The sequence below is a fragment of the Hyphomonas adhaerens MHS-3 genome, from assembly GCF_000685235.1.
GTDB lineage: Bacteria > Pseudomonadota > Alphaproteobacteria > Caulobacterales > Hyphomonadaceae > Hyphomonas > Hyphomonas adhaerens.
Map to the genome: position 1 here is coordinate 343,834 of NZ_ARYH01000002.1, position 21,681 is coordinate 365,514.

A 21,681-nucleotide genomic window follows, 5' to 3' on the forward strand; every position below is an offset into this window, starting at 1 on the left:
AAACTGGAGATATTTCCATGAGCACCCCTGAAGAACGCCTCGACGCCCTCGGCATTGCGCTTCCCGAGCCGATGAAGCCGGTGGCCACTTACGTGCCCTACGTCATGACCGGGAACCTGCTGTTCATCTCTGGTCAGGTCAGCGCAAGCGCGGAGGGCCGCATGATCGGCCGGCTGGGTGAGAACATGGAACTCTCCGCTGGCCAGCAAGCCGCCAGGCAGTGCGGAATCAATCTCATTTCCCAATGCAAGGCCGCCCTGGGAGATCTGTCACGCGTGAAGCAGGTTGTGAAACTCGGCGGATTCGTGAACGCCCACCCAGATTTCAAAGACATCCCGCAGGTCATCAATGGCTGCTCCGACCTGATGGTCGAAGTCTTCGGCGATGCCGGCCGGCACGCCCGTTCAGCAGTCGCCTGCCCGGTGCTTCCGCTTGGTGTCGCCGTTGAAGTCGATGCCATTATCGAGTTTACCGGCTAGCCATGGCCACGCCGTTCGATCCCCGCAAGTTCCGCTACGCGCACCGCGGTCTTTGGTCGGCAAATGGCCCGCCGGAGAACTCTCTTGAAGCCTTCCGGCGCGCGCGCATGGCCGGTCTGGGCATCGAATTCGATGTCCGGCCGGCACGCGACGGCACACCGGTCGTGTTCCATGACGATACGCTCGACCGGATGACAAAACGCTCCGGCAAGACGGAAGAGCTGAATTCGAAGGAATTGAGCCGACTTTCACTTGCCGACACATCGGAACGACTTCCGGCGTTTGTCGAACTTCTTCGCATCTGGCCCTATCAGCTTCCGCTGCTGACCGAACTCAAGATCGACGGCAAAACAGATCCCGAAGCCTTCGCCCGCCGGGTCGGTGACCGTCTGGCGCATTGGAAAGGTTTCGCGGCGGCGATGAGCTTTTCCGAAAAGGCGGTCCGCGCGTTGCCTATGGGGCTGATGCGTGGCCAGCTGATCGGAGCCGCGGCCAAAGTAGGTGAAGACATTTTCGACGGCGTTCTCGAACGAGCCGTTCAGGACAGGGTCGACTACCTTGCAGTCCATACATCTGACATCGAACGTGCAGCCCTCAAATCGCAGGGCAGCAATCTGCCCATCGTTGTCTGGACGGTGCGCAGCGAAGACGAGCTTGAGCGCTGCAAGGCGCAGAACGCTGCGGTGATTTTCGAACATATGGATCCGGAACTGGTCTCACGGCGGCTGAACACCTAGATTGGAAGCCATGGACGAAACGAACTTCCGTATCGACATCGTCACCGGGCTTGAAGAAGTCGATCCTGACGAGTGGAATGCCGTCGCAAATCCTCCGGGCATGCGCCGGGATCCGTTTCTAAGCTGGGAGTTTCTTGAGGCGCTGGAAAGCTCAGGCGCGGCCACGCCCGAAACCGGATGGATTCCGCGCCACATTCTTGTGCGCGATGCGAATGATGTTCTGCGCGGCGCCATGCCGCTTTATGGCAAGACCCATTCGCGCGGGGAGTTCGTCTTCGATCATTCCTGGGCCGACGCCTTCGAACGCGCAGGCGGGACCTACTATCCGAAACTGTTGAGCGCCGTGCCCTTCACGCCGGTCACCGGCCGCCGGCGCCTCACGGCCCCCGGCCCGGACGAAGCCCGGATCAAGGCCCTGCTGCTGAACGCGGCGGTCAGCTTCGCCGAGCAGAACAAACTCTCGTCACTGCACATCAACTTCCTCGAAGAAGAAGATTCTCAATCCCTGATGCTCAACGGCATGCTTTGCCGGACTGATCAGCAATTCCACTGGTTCAATGACGGGTATGAGAGCTTCGACGATTTCCTGTCGGTTCTATCGTCATCGAAACGTAAGAACCTTCGCAAGGAACGCGCGAAAGCCCAGGCTGGCCTCGAATTCCTCCACCTTCGCGGCGACGATATCACGGAAGAGCATCTCGACCGGTTCTTTGAGTTCTACCTTGATACCGGCAGCCGAAAATGGGGGTCGCCATACCTGACCCGCCTGACCTTCTCCCTCCTCCGGGAGCGCATGGCAAACGACATGCTCATCATCTTTGCGATGGAAGACGGAGAAGCGATTGCCGGGGCGCTGAACCTGATCGGCTCTGACACGCTGTACGGCCGGTACTGGGGCACGCTCGATCCGCGCCCGATGCTGCACTTCGAAACCTGCTACTATCAGGCAATTGATTATGCCATCGCCAACAAGCTGGCAGTTGTCGAGGCGGGTGCACAGGGCGGCCACAAACTGGCGCGCGGTTACGTCCCGGTACTGACTTATTCAGTCCACTGGATCGCTCATCCTGGCTTGCGGGATGCCGTGGCGGATTATCTGGAGCGCGAACGCGCCGCTGTTGAACACGATCTGGACTACCTGAACGAGCGAACGCCGTTTAAGAAGGGCGAATGAGCCCCAGATCTACATTCGGCACCTACTTGATGATGGAAGAAGCACTGATCGTTGCGTCCCTGCTGACCGATGGCGGCTTCAACGCCACGGTAGACAATTATGGCCACACATCCATCAATCCCTTTTACATCCCTGCGCTGGGTGGCATCAGGATCAGCATTCCGACCAGACAGCTGAAAGCTGCCCGGGAGTATGTGCGGAACATGAAGGACACTGCGGCAGTCCGTGTGGAAGAAGCGCTGCAGGAACCCATTATCTACGTTGTCCCCAAGCGCATACGATGGCGGGCATGGGCAATGGTTTTGATTTCCCTTGATCCTCTGATCATTCTCGCCGGAATGGCATTGATCTGGAAACACCGAACAAGCGATGACGAAAAACACATGACAATTCTAGAAAGGCCCTAAATTGACGCTTCACGACTCTTACGACCCGAACAACATTTTTGCGAAAATCATCAAAGGCGAAATGCCGAGCATCAAGGTGTATGAGGACGAAGTCGCCCTCGCCTTCATGGATGTCTTCCCTCAAAGCGAAGGGCATACGCTGGTGATCCCGAAGCTGGTTCAGGCCCGGAACCTCCTCGACATGCCGTCAGACTATCTCGGCCAATACATGCTGAAGGTGCAGAAAGTCACCCGCGCTGTCGAGAAGGCCCTTACGCCAGACGGTCTGATGGTCAGTCAGTTCAATGGTGCCCCGGCCGGTCAGACCGTCTACCACCTGCATTTCCACATCATACCGCGCTGGGAAGACAAGCCGCTCGGCCGCCATGCCGAAGGCGGCATGGCGAAACCGGAGGAACTGGAACCAATCGCGGAGAAAATCCGGGCGGCACTCTGACGCCTTAGAGGCCGAGTTTCGCTTTCAGAATATCGTTGACGGCTTTCGGGTTGGCCTTGCCGCCCGAAGCCTTCATCACCTGCCCGACAAACCAGCCCATGGTCTTCGGCTTTTCCTTCACCTGAGCAACCTGCTCCGGATTGGCGGCAATGATTTCGTCAACGACTTTTTCGATCGCGCCGGTGTCCGTCACCTGCTTCAGGCCATGCTTTTCGACGATGTCCGCCGGCTTGCCTTCGCCCGCGATCATCCGTCCAAAGACATCCTTGGCGATCTTACCACTGATCGTGTCATTGGAGATCAGTTCGATCAGGCCGCCGAGATCAACCGCTGAGACCGGGCTTTCGGACAGCTCCAGGTCTTCCTTGTTGAGATAACCGAACAACTCCTGCGTGACCCAGTTGGCCGCAAGTTTTGCATCGCGTCCCTTGGCGACTTCCTCAAAGAAGGCAGCTTTTTCGGCTTCTGCCGTCAGAACACCCGCATCGTAGCGCGACAGCCCATAGTCTGCTTCGAAACGCGCACGCTTCTCGTCCGGCAGTTCCGGCAGGGTCGAGCGGATTTCCTCGATCCAGGCTTCTTCCACTTCCAGCGGCAGAAGGTCCGGATCCGGGAAGTAGCGGTAGTCGTGCGCATCTTCCTTGGAGCGCATCGACCGGGTCTCGCCCTTGTTCGGATCGAACAGGCGGGTTTCCTGATCCACCTTGCCGCCGCCTTCGATGATCTCGATCTGGCGCCGCGCTTCATACTCGATGGCTTGCTGAATGAAGCGGAACGAGTTCATGTTCTTGATCTCGCAGCGCGTGCCGAGATGGCCGAAATCCCCCGTCTCGCGGTATTTTTCGTACTGGCCAGGCTTGCAGACAGACACGTTCACATCGGCGCGAAGGTTGCCCTTCTCCATGTCACCATCGCAGGTGCCGAGCGCGATGACGATGGCGCGCAGCTTCTTCACATAAGCGGCCGCCTCTGCCGGTGTCCGTACGTCCGGACGGGAGACGATTTCCATCAGCGCCACGCCGGACCGGTTGAGATCCACATAGGTGGAATTCGGATCCATGTCGTGGATGGACTTGCCTGCATCCTGCTCCAGGTGCAGGCGCTCGATCCGGCACGGGAACGAATAGGCTTCGCCGCCATGTGCCGGTTCCACGTCCACTTCAATTTCGCCCTCGCCGACGATCGGATGCGCGAACTGGCTGATCTGATAGCCCTGCGGCAGGTCGGGATAGAAATAGTTCTTACGGTCAAAGCGGCTGTAGTGATTGATCTGAGCCTTCAGGCCGAGACCCGTGCGGATCGCCTGCTCGACACAGTACCTGTTAATGACCGGCAGCATGCCCGGCATGGCCGCATCGACCAGAGACACATTGCAGTTCGGATCGGCGCCAAATGCGGTTGCGGCCCCGGAAAACAGCTTCGCATTGGAGGCAACCTGAGCGTGGACTTCGAGGCCCATCACAAGTTCCCAGTCACCTGTGTCGCCCTTGATTGTGTAGGGAGTGCGTACAGACATGCTTTCCTCGATTGGTCACAGCAGAATCCAGACCTTTTACTCCCCTGCGGACGGCCCTGTCGAGCCGTGCTGACACCGCACAAGGCACTGAAATATCCGGTTTTATGGACTTCGTGAAAACTAGGGGGTTTTCCTAGGTCCCGATGTGCGGCAAATTTACCCGACTGCTTCGGGAGGAAGCGAGAAGGGGAAAACAAAAAAATGCTCTTCAAAATGATCCTTGATGGCGCCAGCGACGACGAACGCCATATTGCGCAAGGCTTTCTGCGCCACATCATTGCCGGGTTCGCCATCGGTCTGATTTTCGGCGGGACCATGTTTGGCGCCCTGTTCCTGACGCTCGGCAAGCTCGACATGAACATTCCGATCCTGTTCATCCTGGCCATGCTGCTTCAGTTCGGTCCGATCGGCGGGCTGATCGGTGCGGGTGTTCACGTTACCCGGATTGCAGATCGTGGTGATAAAGAAACAGATGATGATGAGCTGCGCGGCGGCACGAAAGCACCTGTGGTCAGCACCACAGACGCAACGCCAGCCAGCAAACGCAAGAAAGCTCCTAAAGCTTCCCCTGTTCCTTCGCTCGCCTGACCCGTTCTGCCCGGGCAGCCATCCGGTCCTTGATCGGTGATGCCTGGGAAACACGCTCCGGCGGAGCTTCATCGGATTCCGGTTTTTCTTCCGGCTCAGGCTCGGCCTCCAGCTTGCCTTCCGAAATCAGCTTTTTCCGCCGCGCAGCCACGCGCGCAGCCCGCGCAGACTGGGCGGCCGAAGGCTTGGATGAGAAGATTCCACCAGATTTACCGCCCGTCTTGTCCAGACTTGCTCCGCGCGACTGATCCCGGCGTTTCAATATCCCGTTGATCCGCCAGGAGACGTAGCCAGCGACCAAAACGGCCGCGAAAACCATCGGCGTCATGGCGGGATCCATAAGGCTGTAGCCGTTCTGCGCCAGCATCCCAGCCATCAAAAGAAGCGCAATCAGGAGCAGCGCTCCGAATAATACGAGAAAGCGGGTCATGGCTTAAAGCCTACCACCACTTCTCCGGTCTGGCCACGAAACCGGCTGCACGTTCCAGCTCACCGCCAACGCGGAAACAGGCTGACTCGTCCAATGCTTTGCCGATCACCTGAAGGCCCAGTGGCAGGCCATCGGCTGACAGGCCGGCGGGCACCGAAATACCAGGCAGGCCGGCAAGGTTCGTGGTCACCGTGAAGACGTCGTTGAGGTACATTTCCACCGGATCACCGCTCTTTTCGCCAAACGCAAACGCTGGCGAAGGACAGGTCGGCGTCAGGATCGCATCGCAGCTTTCAAAGGCATCAACGAAATCGTTCAGGATCTTGGTGCGCACCTTTTGCGCGCGCAGGTAATAGGCATCGTAGTAACCTGACGAGAGCACATAGGTCCCGATCATCAGGCGGCGCTGGACTTCCCGGCCAAACCCGTTGGCCCGGGTGTCTTCATACGTCTCGGTCAGATTCTCGCCGGCGACACGTGTGCCGTAGCGCATACCGTCATAGCGGGCGAGGTTCGACGATGCCTCTGCCGGGGCCACGATGTAATAGGCGGGCAAAGCGTATTTTGTATGCGGAAGGCTGATATCGATAATCTCAGCACCGGCAGCTTTGAGCCACTCAATGCCCTGGTTCCAAAGCGCATCGATCTCTTTAGACATGCCGTCCATCCGGTATTCCTTCGGAATGCCGATACGCATGCCTTTTACGCCCTTTGAAACGTCCGCGCGCCAGTCTGGCTTCTCGACGTTGAGGGATGTGGAATCCTTCGGGTCATGGCTGCACATCACGTCCAGGAGGATCGCGGAGTCTTCAACCGTCTTCGCGATCGGGCCCGCCTGATCGAGAGAGGACGCAAATGCCACCATGCCCCAGCGGCTGGCCCGGCCATAAGTCGGCTTGATCCCCACCGTGCCGGTAAATGATGCAGGCTGACGGATAGAGCCGCCGGTATCGGAAGCCGTCGCCGCAAGGCAAAGGTCGCCGGAGACAGCTGAAGCCGACCCGCCGGAGGAACCGCCCGGGGTCAGGCCGGCATTGTCACCCTTCCGGCGCCATGGATTGATCGGCGGCCCGAAGCGGGACGTCTCATTGGAAGACCCCATGGCAAACTCGTCCATATTGAGCTTGCCGAGCATAACCGCCCCCTCGTCCCACAGGTTCTGCGTGACGGTCGACTCATAGGTGGGGGTGAACTCTCCGAGAATGTTGCTGCAGGCCGTCGTGCGGACACCCTTGGTGCAATAAAGGTCCTTCACGCCGATGGGGGCGCCTTCCAGCCTGCCACCTTCCCCTTTTGCGAGGCGGGCGTCGGCCTTGTCAGCCATTTCCAACGCCTTGTCTGGCGTCTCCACCACATAGGCGTTCAGGATCCGCGAGCCTTCAATGGTCTGAATGAAGTCCTGCGTGATCTCCCGGGACGAGAATTTCTTCGCCTTCAGGCCGTCCAGGGCGTCTGCAAGGGTCAGCTTCGTCAGATCGGTCATCGTAGCAGGTCTCCGGCAATTCTGCCCGCCTGCTATGACGGCTTGTGCCGAAAGTTCAAGTCTCTGTGAAAGCGCTTGTCAGGCAGATATCAGTTCGTCACACCATAATGAGGCTGGATTTGACCAGAAGGAGACCGCTATGCGCCCAAGTCTGACCCTAGCCAGTACATTGCTCATCCTCACTGGATGCGCCTCAACCGGCAGTTCGGAACGAGAACCTGCAGGGATCGCGAAATACGCCGATGACCCTCGTCTCGGTGAGGAAGTCAATCGTATCTGCTTCGCCAGCAATATTGACAGTTTCGGGAATAACACCCGGGATACGTTCACAGTGAGAGAGGGCCGTGATCACTACCTGATCGAGGTCTTTGGCACCTGCGCGCCTCTTGAACATGCCGTCACCATGAAGATTGGTGCATCGACCGGCTGCCTGACCAATGGCGACAGAATCATCGTGTCTGACTCACTCATGCCCCGGCGAGACCAGCCTTTCAGCACGGCGCGCTGCGTTGTGAAATCCATGCACAAATGGGACCCGAAAGCAGAGAAAACCCCGGACGAATCTGACACGGACTCGGCGGACTCTGACGGCGCCTCCGAAGAATCCTGATCGATTACGGGAAATTCGCTGCCGAGGCGGTGTAACGCCTATTCGACAGACTTTGGCACCACGAAGAAACCATCCTCGGTGCGTGGGGCATTTGCGAGAACCTGGTCCGGAATGTTGCCATCCGTCACCACGTCTTCCCGCATCGGCAGTTTGGTTTCGACCACGGACGTCATCGGCTCAACGCCGGAGATATCGACTTCGTTCAACTGGTCGATCCAGCCAAGAATCCCGTTCAGCTCACCAGCCAGTTCTTCAAGGTGAGCCTCATCGACGGCGATCCGTGACAGGCGCGCAACCTTGCGAACATCGTCCTTGGTGACACTCATGGGAACTCTCCGGAATTGCTGAAGCCGGAATACGCCATAGGCAACGCCCCATCAAGGCGCTATGTGGGCTCCCCATGTCAGTCGTTGATATCGCCGAATTTCCTTCCAATGGTCCTCTCCTCGGGCTCGATCCCGGGACGAAGACTGTCGGCGTGGCGTCCTGCGATGCAATGCGCATGATCGCCAGCCCCGTCGAGACCATTCCGAAGGGACGGAAACTGACGCCAGTGCTGGAGCGGTTGTTCCATCTCTACGATGATCGCCGGGCGGTCGGGCTGGTCCTTGGCCTGCCGCTCAACATGGATGGCAGCGAAGGGCCGCGCGCCCAATCTGTCCGTGCATTCGCATGGAACATCCTGAAGCATCGCGATGTGCCGATTCTTTTACAGGACGAGCGCTTATCAACAGCCGAGGCAGAATGGGTCATGCTGGACGCTGACCTGTCACGAAAGAAGCGCGCCGAACGGATCGACGCCTCTGCGGCGGCCATCATCCTGAAATCGGCTCTGGAACGCCTGGAGCGCGGCGCATGAGCGGGTTTCTCTACGCGCTGCTCCCGGTCATTGCGATTGTCTCTCTGGGTCATGTGCTCTCGGTTCGCAAATGGATCCCCACGGAAAGCTGGCGCGCGATTGAGCGGCTCTCTTATGTCGTCCTGTTCCCTGCCCTCATCGTCCGGACACTTGCGAACGCGCCCTTCGAGACGGCACCCTGGCGGTTGGCCGGGGCGCTAATCCTGGCCCAGTTCGCGCTCGCCGGTGTGGGCCTCCTCGGGCGTTTCCTGCCGAATATGCCCAGGCCGGCTGTCGGATCGGTCATCCAGTCAAACGTGCGCTGGAACACGATGATCGGCTTGTCGATCGGCAGTCTTCTGTTCGGACAGGAAGGGCTCGCCCTGGTCACAATCGCGGCCGCTGCGATGATCCCGACCGCGAATGTCCTGTCTGTGTATGCGTTGATTGCCCATGCAGACCGTCCGCATGGGCCGGCACCAAAGCCCCTCCTGGCCCTGGTCCGGAACCCGATCGTCCTCGCATGTATTTGCGGCCTCGGTCTGGCAGCCGCGAATATCGAGCTGCCAGAACTGCTGGACGACAGTCTGGGGATATTAGGTGACGCTGCGCTCGCGCTGGGCTTGCTGTCCGCAGGCGCGGGTGTCGACCTGTCTGCCCTTCGCCGGGCCGGACCGCGGACCTTTGGCTGGTCTCTCGTCAGACTCGTTGGCCTTCCGGTCGTTGCGGTTGGCTTTGGCCTGCTTCTGGGTCTGTCGGGTACAGCGCTCACGATCGCCGTCATCTGTGCAGCGACGCCAACGGCAACGTCCTCCTATATCCTGGCCCGTGAACTGGGTGGTGACGCACCGCTGGCGGCCAACTTGATTGCGGTCGAGACGGTGCTCGCCATGCTCACCATGCCGCTTCTCTATCTCGCGGTTACGCAGCTTCCCTTGGCCTGAGGACTTGAAGCCCGGCGGAATCGGGCCTAAACCGCGAAAAATCGAAAGGGCCTCGATGACCCGGGCGGCATATCACTACAGCTTCGATCATGAGCACCTGCTCAGTATTGAAGGGCTTTCTCCTCTCGATATTACTCACATTCTGGACTTGGCTGACAGCTATGCTGAGGCCACCCGTGCCGGCATCCGGCCGGATCCGGTGTTGAAGGGCAAGGTCGTTGTGAACCTGTTCTTCGAGAATTCCACGCGGACAATGAGCAGCTTCGAAATCGCCGCCCGCCGCCTTGGCGCAGACGTGATATCCATGCCCGTCGCAGCGTCCAGCGTGAAGAAAGGCGAAACGCTGATCGACACGGCGATGACCCTGAACGCGATGAAGCCTGACGCGCTGATCGTGCGCCACTCGGCCTCCGGCGGACCGAAACTGCTGTCGCGCAAGGTGGATTGCGCCGTGATCAATGCAGGTGACGGGACGCACCAGCACCCGACTCAGGGCCTGCTCGACACGTTGACCATCCGGCGCACGAAAGGCCGGATCGAAGGGCTCAAAGTCGTCATTTGCGGCGACATCGCCCACTCCCGTGTGGCCCGCTCCACAACACAAACACTCCACCTGATGGGCGCCGAAGTTCACCTCTGCGCCCCCCGGACATTGCTGCCATCGGGCACCGAGACCTGGGGGGCGGCCAGCGCCACGACAGATTTCGACAAGGCCCTGAAAGACGCCGACATTGTCATGATGTTGCGCCTCCAGCTGGAACGGATGGACGGCGCCTTCCTGCCCAGCCGACGCGAATATTTCAGCTTCTTCGGCCTGACCAAGGATCGGCTGGCCCTGGCAAAACCGGACGCTACCGTCATGCACCCCGGCCCGATGAACCGGGGAATCGAGATTGAAAGCGCCATCGCCGACGGCGAACAGTCCGTCATTACGGAGCAGGTCGAGATGGGTGTCGCAGTGCGCGAAGCTGTCCTCCACCTCCTGGCAGGAGGCCGCGCATGAGCCTCAGCATCTACAATGCCCGCCTGCTTGACCCGGCCAGCGGCCTCGATAAGACCGGCGCGATCTTCGTCGACCGCGGCAAGGTGAAAGATATCGCAATCGGCCAAACCACGGCCCATGCGGATGCCAAAGCGACCATTGATGCAGGCGGCCTATGCCTTGCCCCCGGACTTGTGGACCTTCGCGTGAAGACCGGCGAACCGGGCGTGGAGCAGAGAGAGACGCTGGCAACCGCGTCGCGCTCAGCGGTCGCGGGCGGCATCACGAGTTTCGTTGTGATGCCCGACACGAAACCCGTCATCGACGACATGGCGCTCGTTCGCTTCATCACCGACCGGGCAAAAACCAGCGCGGCTGCCCGGATCTATCCCGCTGGCGCCCTTACGACCGGCCTGAAGGGCGAAGCCATGGCCGAGATTGGCCTCATGGCGAATTCCGGCGCGGTCGTTTTCACCAATGGAGACCTGCCGGTCGCCAACGCGTCGATCCTGAAACGGGCGATGGCATACGCAGCCAGCCTCGGTGCAATCATTATGTCCCGGCCAGACGAACGGACGCTTGCGGGATCCGGCGTCATGAATGCCGGTGAACTGGCGGGCCGCATGGGCCTCCCCGGCATGCCTGTCGAAGCCGAATGGATCGGCGCCATGCGGGATACGGCGTTGGCGGAAGCGACGGGCTGCACGCTCATCCTGGACCAGGTCTCCACACCCCGCACCGTTGCGTTCGCCAAGGCGGCGCGTGAGCGGGGGGCGAAGGTCTTCACGACAGCTGCCGCACACAGCTTCTTCTTTAACGAGCGTGATGTCGGCGACTACCTCACCTACTGCAAAGTCAATCCGCCCTTCCGGGACGAAGAGACACGGCTCGGCCTGATTGATGCCTTGAAACGAGGTGAGATCGATGCCGTTGTTTCGGCGCACGATCCTCAACCTCCTGAAGAAAAGCGCCTCCCATTTGGCGAAGCGGCATTTGGCGCGGCTGGACTGGAAACCGTGCTGCCGGCCATGCTCAGCCTTGTTCATGACGGGCCGCTGACTCTGCTGGAAGCCCTCGCACCCGTTACCTGCCGTCCTGCCGACATGTTGGGACTTCCGCAGGGCCGGCTGACACCGAATGCCCCCGCGGACATGATTCTGTTCGATCCCGGCAAGCCCTGGCTTTGCGAGCGGGAACATCTGCGCTCGCGCTCAACGAACTCTCCTTTCGATGGGCGGCGCCTTCAAGGCCGCGTATTGCGGACCTTTGTCGCCGGGGAAGAAGTCTTCGCTCACGAAAGCGTCGCCTGAGAAGGCTTGCCCGAGCGCCGATCCGTGCCTACCACTTCAACGTGTTTCTGGAGCTGCGCATGGCCGCATACCTATTATATCCGCTTGCTGCGCTGATCGGCTATCTGGCCGGCTCCATCCCGTTTGGTCTTCTGATGACCCGCGCAGCCGGTGTGGGCGATATACGCCAGATCGGCTCAGGCAACATCGGCGCAACAAATGTATTGCGAACAGGCCGAAAGGATCTGGCGCTGGCAACCCTGCTGCTCGACAGCCTCAAAGCCGGCCTGGTCGCTCTGGGATTCGGGGTCCTGAGCGGTCCGGAAGCAGGACTGATCGCCGGCGCGTCAGCGTTCGTGGGCCATTGCTATCCGGTTTGGCTGGGCTTCAAGGGCGGGAAAGGCGTTGCGACATTCGCCGGCCTGTTGCCGTTTGTCTCGCTTCCGGCATTCTATGTTGCGGCGCCCGTCTGGCTCGCCATTTTTGCAATCACGCGCATTTCTTCTCTTGCTGCGCTGACGGCTGCAGTCCTCGTCGCCCCAGGGGCCTGGTTTGTGGAGGAACTTCAGCACAGGCCTCATAACTGGTTTGTCCTCTCCGGACTGGCTGTGTTGTCAGCTTTCGTTTTCTGGACCCATCGCACAAATCTTGGCCGCCTTCTCAAAGGCACCGAGCCGCGTTTTGGGAGCTCCAAAGCGAAACCTGACGCATGATGTCTGACGGCGAACGCCTGAACTGGATCCGCCTTGCCAGAACCCACGGCATCGGGCCCGTCAGCTTCTTTCAGTTGCTGCGCCGGTTCGGTTCAGCCGGGGCGGCGCTCGACGCTCTTCCGGAATTGTCGAACCGCTCTCGCAGGGCCCGGCCTCTCCAGCCACCGCCGCCAGAGCAGGTCGAGCAGGAACTGAAAGCGGTGCACCGCTACGGCGCCCGCATCGTCCTGAGTTCCGAACCGGACTACCCGCCTCTCCTGAGAGACCTTGAACCGCCACCACCTGTCCTGACCGTGCTTGGCAATACTGGCCTGGCCGCTCGCCCAACCGTCGCAATCGTAGGCGCTCGGAATGCATCGGCGGCAGGCCGAAAAATCGCGCGCAACATGGCCGCCGAGCTTGGCCAGAACGGATTTTCCATCGTGTCCGGCCTGGCGCTCGGCATTGACGGCGAAGCGCACGCCGCCAGTCTTGAGTCGGGGACGGTTGCGGTGCTGGGGGGCGCAATTGACCATGTCTATCCGCCTCAGCACCAAAGGCTCTACGCCGAGATTGCCGCTTCCGGTCTCATCGTTTCGGAAAGCCCGTTCGGATACCGGGCCAAGGCGCAGGATTTCCCGCGCCGTAACCGTATCATTACGGGCATGTCGATGGGTGTGGTCGTTGTGGAAGCGGCCGAACGCTCGGGGTCACTGATTTCAGCGCGGGTCGCAGGGGAACAGGGCCGCGAAGTGATGGCGGTGCCGGGCTCGCCACTCGATCCACGGGCTGCCGGAACAAACAGCCTGCTGCATCAGGGCGCAACGCTCGTTCGTCATGCCGATGACGTCCTTGATATTCTCGCCACATTGGATCGGCGCAGTGTTTCGGCCCCTCCTCCACGCCCGTTCGAGTACGACCCGGATGCGGGCGAGCCGAGCGAATCGGAATTGCAGCGGGTCGTCGAAGCGCTCTCTCCTCACCCCATGCCGATCGACGAAATCGCCCGCGCGAGCAGCTTGCCAGCCGCGCGCTGCGCCGCCGTTCTGCTGGAACTGGAACTTTCCGGCGAAGCCCAGACCCTGCCGGGTGGACTGGCTGCAAAAGCCTTTTGAACAGAGCGCACGGCTGTGGCCATGCTGCACCGGAGGCCAGCTGAAAAAGCGCTCATGCGCGCTCGGTGGCTGGACGATGCAGGGGACAGCCTCTAAGCCTCAGAAACCGAGACAGAATTCCGTATTCCGCAGCCGGCGCTGCCGGGGGCAAAACCGAGGTAGCCCGATTTGGCAAATTGGTATCACTACGCTGCAGCCCTGGCGCTGGCCGCTACGCCCTCTCTTGGGGCGATGGCTGAGGAAGCCACCACCCCCCCCGATGCCGCAGCGGCGCCCTCCGAACAGGTGGTTCTGGAAGCGGACTATGTCTACGAGTTGCGAGACGAGAACTCGATCGTTGCCGAAGGCAATGTCGAGGCGCTGTATGACGGGCGGATTTTGCGCGCGGATCGCCTGATCTACAACCGGACAACAGAGCGCGTCCGGGCCACTGGCAATGTGGTGATAATCGACACGGACGGAAGCCAGCAATTTTCCGACGAAGTTGAAGTCGGCTCGAACCTGTCTGATGGCTATGCGATCGGTTACTCCGCACGCCTGACAGATGGGTCAACCGTTGTTGCGAGTTCAGCTATCCGCCAGCCGGGTGGCATCAACGCAATGGACCAGGTCATCTACACCGCCTGCCCGATCTGCGAAGCCAAAGGTCAGAAACCGACCTGGACGCTGCGCGCCCGCCGTGCCGTGCTGGATCAGGAATCCCAGATGATGTCGTATCGGGATGCCGTGCTGGAAGTCATGGGCATTCCGGTCTTCTACTTTCCTTACCTGGCCCACCCGGACCCGACGTCGGACCGCCGGTCAGGCTTGCTGATCCCGTCGGTGGGCCTTTCTTCCAAGCTCGGCGCATTCTATCAGCAACCCTATTATTGGGCGGTTTCAGACTCTTCCGAGTTGACGATCTCACCCATGATTTCGGCTAACGTCAATCCGATGCTGGAACTCGATTACCGGAAGCGGTTTTATTCCGGGGCCATCAACCTCAATACCAGCCTCACGCGCGAAAAGGACTTCGACAGCGACGGCGAAAAATTCGGCGAAGAAAAATGGCGGGGCCATCTCTATGGCAGCGGCCGGTTCGCGCTGAACAACCATTGGCAATGGGGTTTTGGCGTCGAAACGCAGACCGATGACCTTTACGATCGCCGCTACGACCTCGACGGACAAGGCGAAGAGCGCGGCATTTATATGAGCCAGCCGCGGCGCCTTTTATCCCAGCTCTACGCCGTGGGACAGGGTGACACCTACTACACGGACGTCGCTCTGCTATCTATTCAAGGCCTGCGCGGCGGTGACGTTAATGGCAGCCTGCCAAAGGTCACGCCGCTGCTATTCAGTGAGAAATATTGGGATTTGGGTGACTACGGGTTCGCCAGCGTGAACGCCTCAACGGCTGTGTTGCGCCGCAATGTGGGATCCGACAGCCAGCGCGTGAGTGTCGGAACCGATTGGACCGCCTATAAAATTCTGCCGGGCGGCTTCACGTTCGAACCGTTCGCCGAATTACGCGGTGACTTCTATCAGCTGGACTCGAATTCCGCAGGCAACGGCAATGAATCGCGCCTTGTTGGCAATGCTGGAACACGCATAGCCTACCCGATGATCCGTCCAGGCAAGACGGTCGACATCATGCTTGAACCGGAGGTCATGGCGGCGTGGGGCACTTCGAACTCCAACGACCCGGCCATCCCGAATGAAGACGCACTGCTCTTCGAGATGGACGAAAGCGCGCTGTTCGATGCCAACGGTGTCGCCGGATACGACCTCTATGAAGGGGATGGGAAATTATCCGCAGCTTTGACGGCGAGAGCTGTGTGGAAGGATGGTCCTGAACTATCAGCGACGTTCGGCCGCCGTTGGCGTTCCCGGACTGACACTGCATTCAACACCATCTCCAACCTCGACGGCACGACATCCGACTGGATGGCCGCAGCGACAGCCGACTTCGGCCGTGCTTTGCGTATCGATACGCATGTTCGCCTTGACGATGACGGGATGCAACTGAACCGCATCGATACCCGCCTGACGACGCAAGCGAAGCGCTGGCGCGCGACGGGCCAGTACTACAAGATCAGCGAACGTCTGAACCTCGGTGGACGAGAAGAGGAAGGCATTTACCTGAGCGGCGAGATACGCGTAACGGATCGCTACTCCATCCTGTTTGGCCAGCTGAGGGATATTTCAGACAATCTCAACGTCCAGCGAGACATCGGCATTGCCTATGAAGACGAGTGTTCGCGTCTTGAGTTGGTCTTCAGCCGGACCGAATTGCAGGATCGCACGCAGGGCCCCTCGGAGAACATCCAAGTCCGTTTCTCGCTCAAAACACTCGGCCAGTTCGGATCAAGCGAGTTCGACTGATTCGCGCCTATCGCCCTCAAATCGCCGTGAACCCTAAATATCCGTAAGTTATCAGGGCGGACTGCGAGCCCGCGTTGCACCACACAACAGGGATTGTATGGTCAAAATGAATACCTGCCTGCTGGTTCGCAGGCATGAATTGGAGACCTCTAATGGTTCGCAAACTCGTCGCCGCCGCTGTATTTCTGGCTCTCCCCTTTGCCGGAATCGCGAATGCGCAGGACGCCGCCCCGGACGATGGCAGCCTGACGCTGGAAGGCGTTGCTGCTGTTGTGAACGATCAACCGATCTCGTTTACCGACGTCCGCGACCGGGCCCGCATGCTGCTGCTCAGCCTTGGCGGCCAGCAGCCGTCCCAGGAACAGGTTCAGCAAATTACCGGACAGGCTCTTGAGCAGCTGATTGACGAGCATCTGCAACTGGACAAGGCGGCTGAATTCGATCTGGAGATCAGCAAGGAAGAAATCGATGGGGCCGTTGAGGGTATGGCAGCCCAGTCCGGCCTCACCGGTGCGGACCTGAAATCGCAATTGCTCGCGGCAGGGATCGATCCGTCCAGCCTTGAGGAGCAAATGCGCGCCGAAATCGCCTGGAACCGGGTGATGAGCGGCCTGTATGGCTCTCGTATCCGGATTTCTGACAATCAGGTCGATGATGAAATCGAACAGATTCGTTCAGCTACGAAAAAGACCCAGTACAGGATTTCTGAGATCTTCCTGTTCGCACCGGACGCCGAGACCCGCACACAGGCAGAAGAAGCGGCGCGGTCGATCCTTGAACAATTGAAAGCTGGCGCTGATTTCCGCGTTGCAGCTCAACGGCTTTCTTCTGCACCCACAGCCGCGACCGGCGGCGATATGGGCTGGGTGTCCCTCGCAGATGTCTCGCCAGACCTCGCGCCTGCCATCGAAGCTGCAAGCGGCCCCGGATTGCTGGATCCGATCGTTGTCGACAATGGAGTCTACATCCTGTTCATCCAGAACAAGCGGGAACCGGCGGAAGCCACGACCAAGGTGGATCTTATCCGCCTGATTACCCGGGACGCGACAGACGAAAACCTGAAAGCAGCCATGGACCGCATTACGTCCTGCGATGACGTGCAATCCGTCGCCAACACCACACAGGGACTGCGCGCCCAGCCACTGGACGACATCAATGTTGATGAGTTGGGCCCAGAAGGAAAATCCCTGGTCGAGAACGCAGAAATCGGCCAACCGACCGATATCTTCGCTGTGAGCGGCGGGCTCGGCACCATGTATGTTTGCCGGCGCGAAGAAGGCGCTGAAGCGATCCCGTCGCGCGACGATCTCAAAAACAACCTCAAGGGCCGCGAACTGAACATGATTTCAGAGCGCGAACTGCGGAACCTGCGCCGCGACGCGACGATTATCTACCGCTAAGGCTTGCGCGCGAGCCCGTTTGGCGCGACATCCCGCGCGTGAGCAACCCGATGCCCCTTCCCCCCCTGGTCCTATCCATGGGCGATCCTGCCGGTGTGGGCCCAGCCATCACGGCTGCGGCGTGGGACGCACTGAAAAACGACAGCTCATTGGCGTTCTACGTGATCGGCGCGCCGGATCTGTACAGTCAGCACTGCCCGGTACAGGAGATCTCATCGCCTGAAGAGGCGGCGGCTGCGTTCGGATCGGCGCTTCCGGTTTTTCCCATCCGCAATCTGCCCGAAATAGCCCCCGGCAAACCGGATGCTGCTGCAGCGCCGGCCATCATCTCCGCAATCGAAACCGGGGTAGCACATGTCCGAGCGGGCAAGGCAGCAGGCCTTGTGACCAACCCGATCAACAAGGCCTTGCTCTACGGGACGGGATTCCGGCACCCAGGACACACCGAATTCATAGCCGAACTCTGCCGCTCAGACGGCGCCGCAGCTCTGCGGCCGGTCATGATGCTGACCGGCGGCGGCCTCCGAGTTGCGCTGGCCACAATTCACCAATCGCTCGCCAGCGTGCCGGGCAGCCTGACACGGGACAGTCTGGTTGAACTCGGCACCATTGTGCATGCCGCGCTGAAAACGGATTTCGGGATCCCCTCCCCGCGTATCGCGTTTTCCGGCCTCAACCCACACGCAGGCGAAAACGGCGCACTCGGACGCGAAGAGATCGAAATCATCAATCCGGCCGCAGAAACACTCCGCTCCCGGAATATTGATATATCGGACGCCAGACCGGGCGACACCGTTTTTGCAGAAGCCTTGTCAGGCAAGTATGACGCCGTGATTGCCATGACGCATGACCAGGGGCTGATTCCGGTCAAGACACTGGACTTCTGGGGCGGAGTGAACATGACGCTTGGCCTTCCGATCGTCCGCACCAGCCCTGACCATGGCACAGGCTATGACGCCGCCGCCGCAGGAAATCCCAGGCCCGACAGCCTGATCGCGGCAATCAAGTCAGCGGCCATGGTCGCTAGAAACAGGCAAACCCAATGAGCGATCAGAACGATCCCGAGCTGACACAGGCACCGGCCCGCAAGGCGCTTGGCCAACACTTCCTGTTCGATCCCAGCATTCTGCACAGGGCAGCCACGGCAGCTGGCCCGCTTGACGGGCGGACAGTCATCGAAGTTGGTCCCGGTCCCGGCGGCCTGACGCGCGCCATCCTGAAAGAAGGCGCCGCGAAGCTGATCGCCGTCGAGACGGATCCGCGTTTCGCCTCTGCCCTGCAGGACTGGCCAGAAGCCCGGGATGGCCGGTTGATGGTCATCGAAAAAGATGCCCGGAAGGTAAAATGGGAGACCATACTGGCCGAGGCCGGTGCAGAGACACCGGCCATGATCATCGCCAACCTCCCCTACAATGTCGGAACCATCCTGCTGATTGACTGGCTGAAAGCCGGCGCATGGCGCGGAGAAATGGCGCTGATGTTCCAGAAGGAAGTCGCGCAACGCATTTGCGCCGATCCGGGAACGGAGCATTATGGCCGTCTTGCTGTCCTTGCCCATGCCGTCACCCGGCCACATATCGCCTTCACCCTACCGCCCGGCGCTTTCAAGCCGCCGCCAAAAGTGGACAGCGCGGTCGCCGTTCTGGAACCTCTCCCGGAAAGTGAGCAGTTTCCACACCTCGACAAGCTGGAACAAGTGGCCGGCGCGGCATTCGGCCAGCGCAGGAAGATGCTTCGCGCCGGGCTGAAGCCGTTCGCCAAGAAACACGGGCTGAAAGCCGAAGACTGGCTGAAGGACCTTGGCATTGATCCAACTGCCCGGGCTGAAACCCTGACGCAGGAAGAGTTCCGGCGCATGGCAGCATCCCTCGTCAAATAGAATGCGGCGTTCCGGTTTCCCGAAACGCCGCACTCTTTGAAGTATCCGCGTCCTAGATGTCGAAACGGTCCGCGTTCATCACCTTGGTCCAGGCTGCAACGAAGTCCTTCACGAACTTCTCCTTGTTGTCATCCTGGGCGTAGACTTCAGCGTAGGCCCGCAAGATCGAGCTTGAGCCAAAGACCAGATCGAGGCGGGTCGCCGTCCATTTCGTCTTGCCGCTCTTGCGATCGCGCACCTCGTAGATCCCATCCTGGCTGGTTGGGTTCCACGTGTTCGACATGTCGGTCAGGTTCACGAAGAAGTCGGTTGTCAGCGCGCCAACTTTATCTGTGAACACACCATGCGCTGATCCACCATGGTTCGTACCGATCACGCGCATGCCGCCAACCAGCACAGTCATCTCCGGTGCGGTGAGACCAAGCAGCTGAGTGTGATCCAGCAAGATCTCTTCCGGTTTGACCGCATAGGATTCCTTGATCCAGTTGCGGTAGCCATCGACAAGCGGCTCCATGGTCTCGAAGGATTCCGCATCCGTCATCTCGTCTGTCGCATCACCGCGGCCAGGTGAGAACGGCACAGTCACGTCAATGCCTGCAGCCTTTGCTGCCTGCTCGACACCGACATTGCCAGCAAGAACAATGACATCAGCCACACTCGCTCCACTTGCACTTGCAATGGGCTCAAGGACGCTCAGCACTTTCTGCAGGCGCGCAGGCTCATTGCCTGCCCAGTCCTTCTGAGGTGCCAGGCGGATACGCGCGCCGTTTGCGCCACCTCTCATGTCAGACCCGCGATACGTGCGGGCACTGTCCCAGGCGGTAGAGACCATCTCGCCGATGCTCAGTCCACTGTCGGCAATTTTCTGCTTCACGGCATCGACATCATAGCTGATGGAGCCAGCCGGAACCGGATCCTGCCAGACGAGATCTTCTTCCGGTACCCAGGGACCGATGTAACGCGCCTTCGGACCCATGTCGCGGTGGGTCAGCTTGAACCAGGCCCGGGCAAATGTGTCAGAGAAGTATTGATGGTCATCCCGGAACTTCTCCATGTAACTCCGGTAGACCGGGTCCACCTTCATCGCCATGTCAGCGTCCGTCATCATCGGCATGGTCCGGATGGAGGCATCTTCGACGTCCGCCGGCATGTCTTCTTCCTTGATGTCGACCGGCTTCCACTGCCAGGCGCCTGCCGGGCTCTTGGTGGTTTCCCATTCATGGTCGAGCAGCATTTCGAAATAGCCGCCATCCCATTTGGTCGGATCACTCGTCCAGGCGCCTTCCGGTCCACCCGTCAGTGTATCGCGGCCGAAACCCTTGCCTTTGGGATTGAGCCATCCGAGACCCATGGCCTCAATCGAACCGCCTTCCGGTGCTGGCGACAATTTCGAGGCGTCGGCATTGCCGTGCCCCTTGCCGATCGTATGACCGCCAGCGGTAAGTGCCGCCGTTTCTTCGTCATCCATCGCCATGCGCTTGAAGGTTTCGCGCACATCCTTGGCCGTCATGGCCGGGTCGGGCTTTCCGTTCACGCCTTCCGGATTCACATAGATGAGGCCCATGACCACGGCGGATAACGGGTTCTCGAGAGAGGTGCGGTCATCCTTGTCCGGATAGCGGTGCTCATCATCGGTCAGCCACTCTTTTTCCGAGCCCCAGTAGGTGTCCTTTTCCGGGTGCCAGATGTCTTCGCGGCCGAACCCGAACCCGAACGTCTTCAGTCCCGACACTTCATACGCGGCATTCCCTGCCAGCAGAATCAAGTCGGCCCAGCTGATCTTGTTTCCGTATTTTTTCTTGATCGGCCACAGCAAGCGGCGGGCCTTGTCGAGATTGGCATTGTCAGGCCAGGAGTTCAGGGGTGCAAAGCGGATATTGCCTGCGCCGCCGCCCCCACGGCCATCGGCCAGACGGTAGGAGCCGGCCGAGTGCCAGGCCAGGCGGATGAAAAGACCGGCATAGCTGCCCCAGTCGGCAGGCCACCAATCCTGACTGTCAGTGACGAGCGCATGAATGTCTTTCTGCAACTGGTCGAAGTCGAGCTTCTTCACTTCGTCCCGATAGCTGAAGTCCTTGCCGAAAGGCTGAACCTTTGTGTCGTGCTGGTGAAGAATGTCGAAGTTGAGAGCCTGCGGCCACCACGCAAGGACCGAGGTCTCGGTCGTGGTCAGGCTCCCGTGCATCACAGGGCACTTGCCGCCGCCCATATCATTGCCATCCATTGTTTTCTCCCTTTTCGCTCAAGCGTCTTCAAATTCGAAACAAGGCGCGCGGCGCCTTTGCCAGTACCGGAGTGATGATCCGCTGACGGCTTGGCGC

General features: G+C 59.9%; 22 protein-coding genes. 17 read left to right on the forward strand and 5 right to left on the reverse strand.

Annotation, left to right across the window (positions count from 1 at the left end; all coding sequences use genetic code 11):
* Positions 1–17 precede the first annotated feature (17 nt).
* From HAD_RS13750 to HAD_RS13770, 5 genes are read left to right on the forward strand one after another with little or no spacing between them, the layout of a single operon-like run.
* On the forward strand, positions 18–479 hold the full coding sequence (locus tag HAD_RS13750; protein ID WP_035572619.1) for a RidA family protein: 462 nt from the start codon (positions 18–20) through the stop codon (positions 477–479).
* A gap of 2 nt (positions 480–481) precedes the next feature.
* Positions 482–1,216 (forward strand): glycerophosphodiester phosphodiesterase family protein, encoded by a 735-nt coding sequence (locus HAD_RS18145; protein ID WP_051596314.1) that lies wholly within the window; start codon positions 482–484, stop codon positions 1,214–1,216.
* Positions 1,217–1,226: 10 nt separating this feature from the next.
* Positions 1,227–2,390: a GNAT family N-acetyltransferase gene (locus HAD_RS13760; protein WP_035572947.1), complete on the forward strand. Its 1,164-nt coding sequence runs from the start codon at positions 1,227–1,229 to the stop codon at positions 2,388–2,390.
* A 29-nt stretch (positions 2,391–2,419) separates the two neighbouring features.
* On the forward strand, positions 2,420–2,797 hold the full coding sequence (locus HAD_RS13765) for a hypothetical protein (protein ID WP_035572620.1): 378 nt from the start codon (positions 2,420–2,422) through the stop codon (positions 2,795–2,797).
* A gap of 1 nt (position 2,798) precedes the next feature.
* On the forward strand, positions 2,799–3,233 hold the full coding sequence (locus HAD_RS13770; protein ID WP_035572621.1) for an HIT family protein: 435 nt from the start codon (positions 2,799–2,801) through the stop codon (positions 3,231–3,233).
* 4 nt (positions 3,234–3,237) lie between these two features.
* Here the strand turns inward: HAD_RS13770 and gatB are convergent, their stop codons facing one another.
* The gene (gene gatB / locus HAD_RS13775) at positions 3,238–4,749 is read right to left on the reverse strand and encodes an Asp-tRNA(Asn)/Glu-tRNA(Gln) amidotransferase subunit GatB (RefSeq protein ID WP_035572623.1); all 1,512 of its coding nucleotides are present in this window, start codon (positions 4,747–4,749) and stop codon (positions 3,238–3,240) included.
* Between the two features lie 201 nt (positions 4,750–4,950).
* Here gatB and HAD_RS13780 point away from each other — a divergent pair, with 201 nt between their 5' ends.
* The gene (locus HAD_RS13780) at positions 4,951–5,337 is read left to right on the forward strand and encodes a hypothetical protein (RefSeq protein ID WP_035572625.1); all 387 of its coding nucleotides are present in this window, start codon (positions 4,951–4,953) and stop codon (positions 5,335–5,337) included.
* Here the strand turns inward: HAD_RS13780 and HAD_RS13785 are convergent.
* Together HAD_RS13785 and gatA are read right to left on the reverse strand one after the other, a co-directional pair.
* Complete coding sequence (locus HAD_RS13785; RefSeq protein WP_035572626.1) at positions 5,306–5,767, reverse strand: hypothetical protein; 462 nt, start codon at positions 5,765–5,767, stop codon at positions 5,306–5,308. The genes HAD_RS13780 and HAD_RS13785 overlap by 32 nt on opposite strands.
* A gap of 10 nt (positions 5,768–5,777) precedes the next feature.
* Positions 5,778–7,250, reverse strand: coding sequence for an Asp-tRNA(Asn)/Glu-tRNA(Gln) amidotransferase subunit GatA (gatA, locus tag HAD_RS13790; RefSeq protein ID WP_035572628.1), 1,473 nt, complete (start codon positions 7,248–7,250; stop codon positions 5,778–5,780).
* 139 nt (positions 7,251–7,389) lie between these two features.
* Here gatA and HAD_RS13795 point away from each other — a divergent pair, with 139 nt between their 5' ends.
* Positions 7,390–7,860: a DUF6491 family protein gene (locus HAD_RS13795; protein WP_035572630.1), complete on the forward strand. Its 471-nt coding sequence runs from the start codon at positions 7,390–7,392 to the stop codon at positions 7,858–7,860.
* A 38-nt stretch (positions 7,861–7,898) separates the two neighbouring features.
* Here the strand turns inward: HAD_RS13795 and gatC are convergent, their stop codons facing one another.
* Positions 7,899–8,186: an Asp-tRNA(Asn)/Glu-tRNA(Gln) amidotransferase subunit GatC gene (gene gatC, locus HAD_RS13800; RefSeq protein WP_035572632.1), complete on the reverse strand. Its 288-nt coding sequence runs from the start codon at positions 8,184–8,186 to the stop codon at positions 7,899–7,901.
* 74 nt (positions 8,187–8,260) lie between these two features.
* Between gatC and ruvX the strand changes: the two genes are divergently transcribed.
* The 10 genes from ruvX to rsmA all read left to right on the forward strand — a co-directional run bounded on the left by ruvX (position 8,261) and on the right by rsmA (position 19,360).
* Positions 8,261–8,719, forward strand: coding sequence for a Holliday junction resolvase RuvX (ruvX, locus tag HAD_RS13805; protein ID WP_035572633.1), 459 nt, complete (start codon positions 8,261–8,263; stop codon positions 8,717–8,719).
* Positions 8,716–9,642: an AEC family transporter gene (locus HAD_RS13810; RefSeq protein ID WP_035572635.1), complete on the forward strand. Its 927-nt coding sequence runs from the start codon at positions 8,716–8,718 to the stop codon at positions 9,640–9,642. The genes ruvX and HAD_RS13810 overlap by 4 nt, the downstream gene beginning before the upstream one ends.
* Positions 9,643–9,697: 55 nt before the next feature.
* Entirely contained in the window at positions 9,698–10,645 is a 948-nt protein-coding gene (locus tag HAD_RS13815) for an aspartate carbamoyltransferase catalytic subunit (protein ID WP_035572637.1), read from the forward strand.
* A complete protein-coding gene (locus tag HAD_RS13820) occupies positions 10,642–11,934 on the forward strand; it encodes an amidohydrolase family protein (protein WP_035572640.1) in 1,293 nt (430 codons plus the stop codon). The genes HAD_RS13815 and HAD_RS13820 overlap by 4 nt, the downstream gene beginning before the upstream one ends.
* Positions 11,935–11,993: 59 nt before the next feature.
* Positions 11,994–12,626, forward strand: a complete 633-nt coding sequence (plsY, locus tag HAD_RS13825; RefSeq protein WP_035572642.1) for a glycerol-3-phosphate 1-O-acyltransferase PlsY — start codon at positions 11,994–11,996, stop codon at positions 12,624–12,626.
* On the forward strand, positions 12,623–13,720 hold the full coding sequence (gene dprA / locus HAD_RS13830) for a DNA-processing protein DprA (protein ID WP_035572644.1): 1,098 nt from the start codon (positions 12,623–12,625) through the stop codon (positions 13,718–13,720). The genes plsY and dprA overlap by 4 nt, the downstream gene beginning before the upstream one ends.
* A gap of 168 nt (positions 13,721–13,888) precedes the next feature.
* Complete coding sequence (locus HAD_RS13835; RefSeq protein WP_035572646.1) at positions 13,889–16,081, forward strand: LPS-assembly protein LptD; 2,193 nt, start codon at positions 13,889–13,891, stop codon at positions 16,079–16,081.
* A gap of 152 nt (positions 16,082–16,233) precedes the next feature.
* Complete coding sequence (locus tag HAD_RS13840) at positions 16,234–17,481, forward strand: SurA N-terminal domain-containing protein (protein WP_035572648.1); 1,248 nt, start codon at positions 16,234–16,236, stop codon at positions 17,479–17,481.
* Between the two features lie 50 nt (positions 17,482–17,531).
* Positions 17,532–18,527, forward strand: coding sequence for a 4-hydroxythreonine-4-phosphate dehydrogenase PdxA (pdxA, locus tag HAD_RS13845; protein ID WP_035572649.1), 996 nt, complete (start codon positions 17,532–17,534; stop codon positions 18,525–18,527).
* A complete protein-coding gene (gene rsmA / locus HAD_RS13850) occupies positions 18,524–19,360 on the forward strand; it encodes a 16S rRNA (adenine(1518)-N(6)/adenine(1519)-N(6))-dimethyltransferase RsmA (RefSeq protein WP_035572650.1) in 837 nt (278 codons plus the stop codon). Before pdxA ends, rsmA begins: the two co-directional genes overlap by 4 nt.
* A gap of 52 nt (positions 19,361–19,412) precedes the next feature.
* Here rsmA and katG read toward each other — a convergent pair whose 3' ends face one another.
* Entirely contained in the window at positions 19,413–21,584 is a 2,172-nt protein-coding gene (gene katG, locus HAD_RS13855; RefSeq protein ID WP_035572651.1) for a catalase/peroxidase HPI, read from the reverse strand.
* Positions 21,585–21,681: the final 97 nt, after the last annotated feature.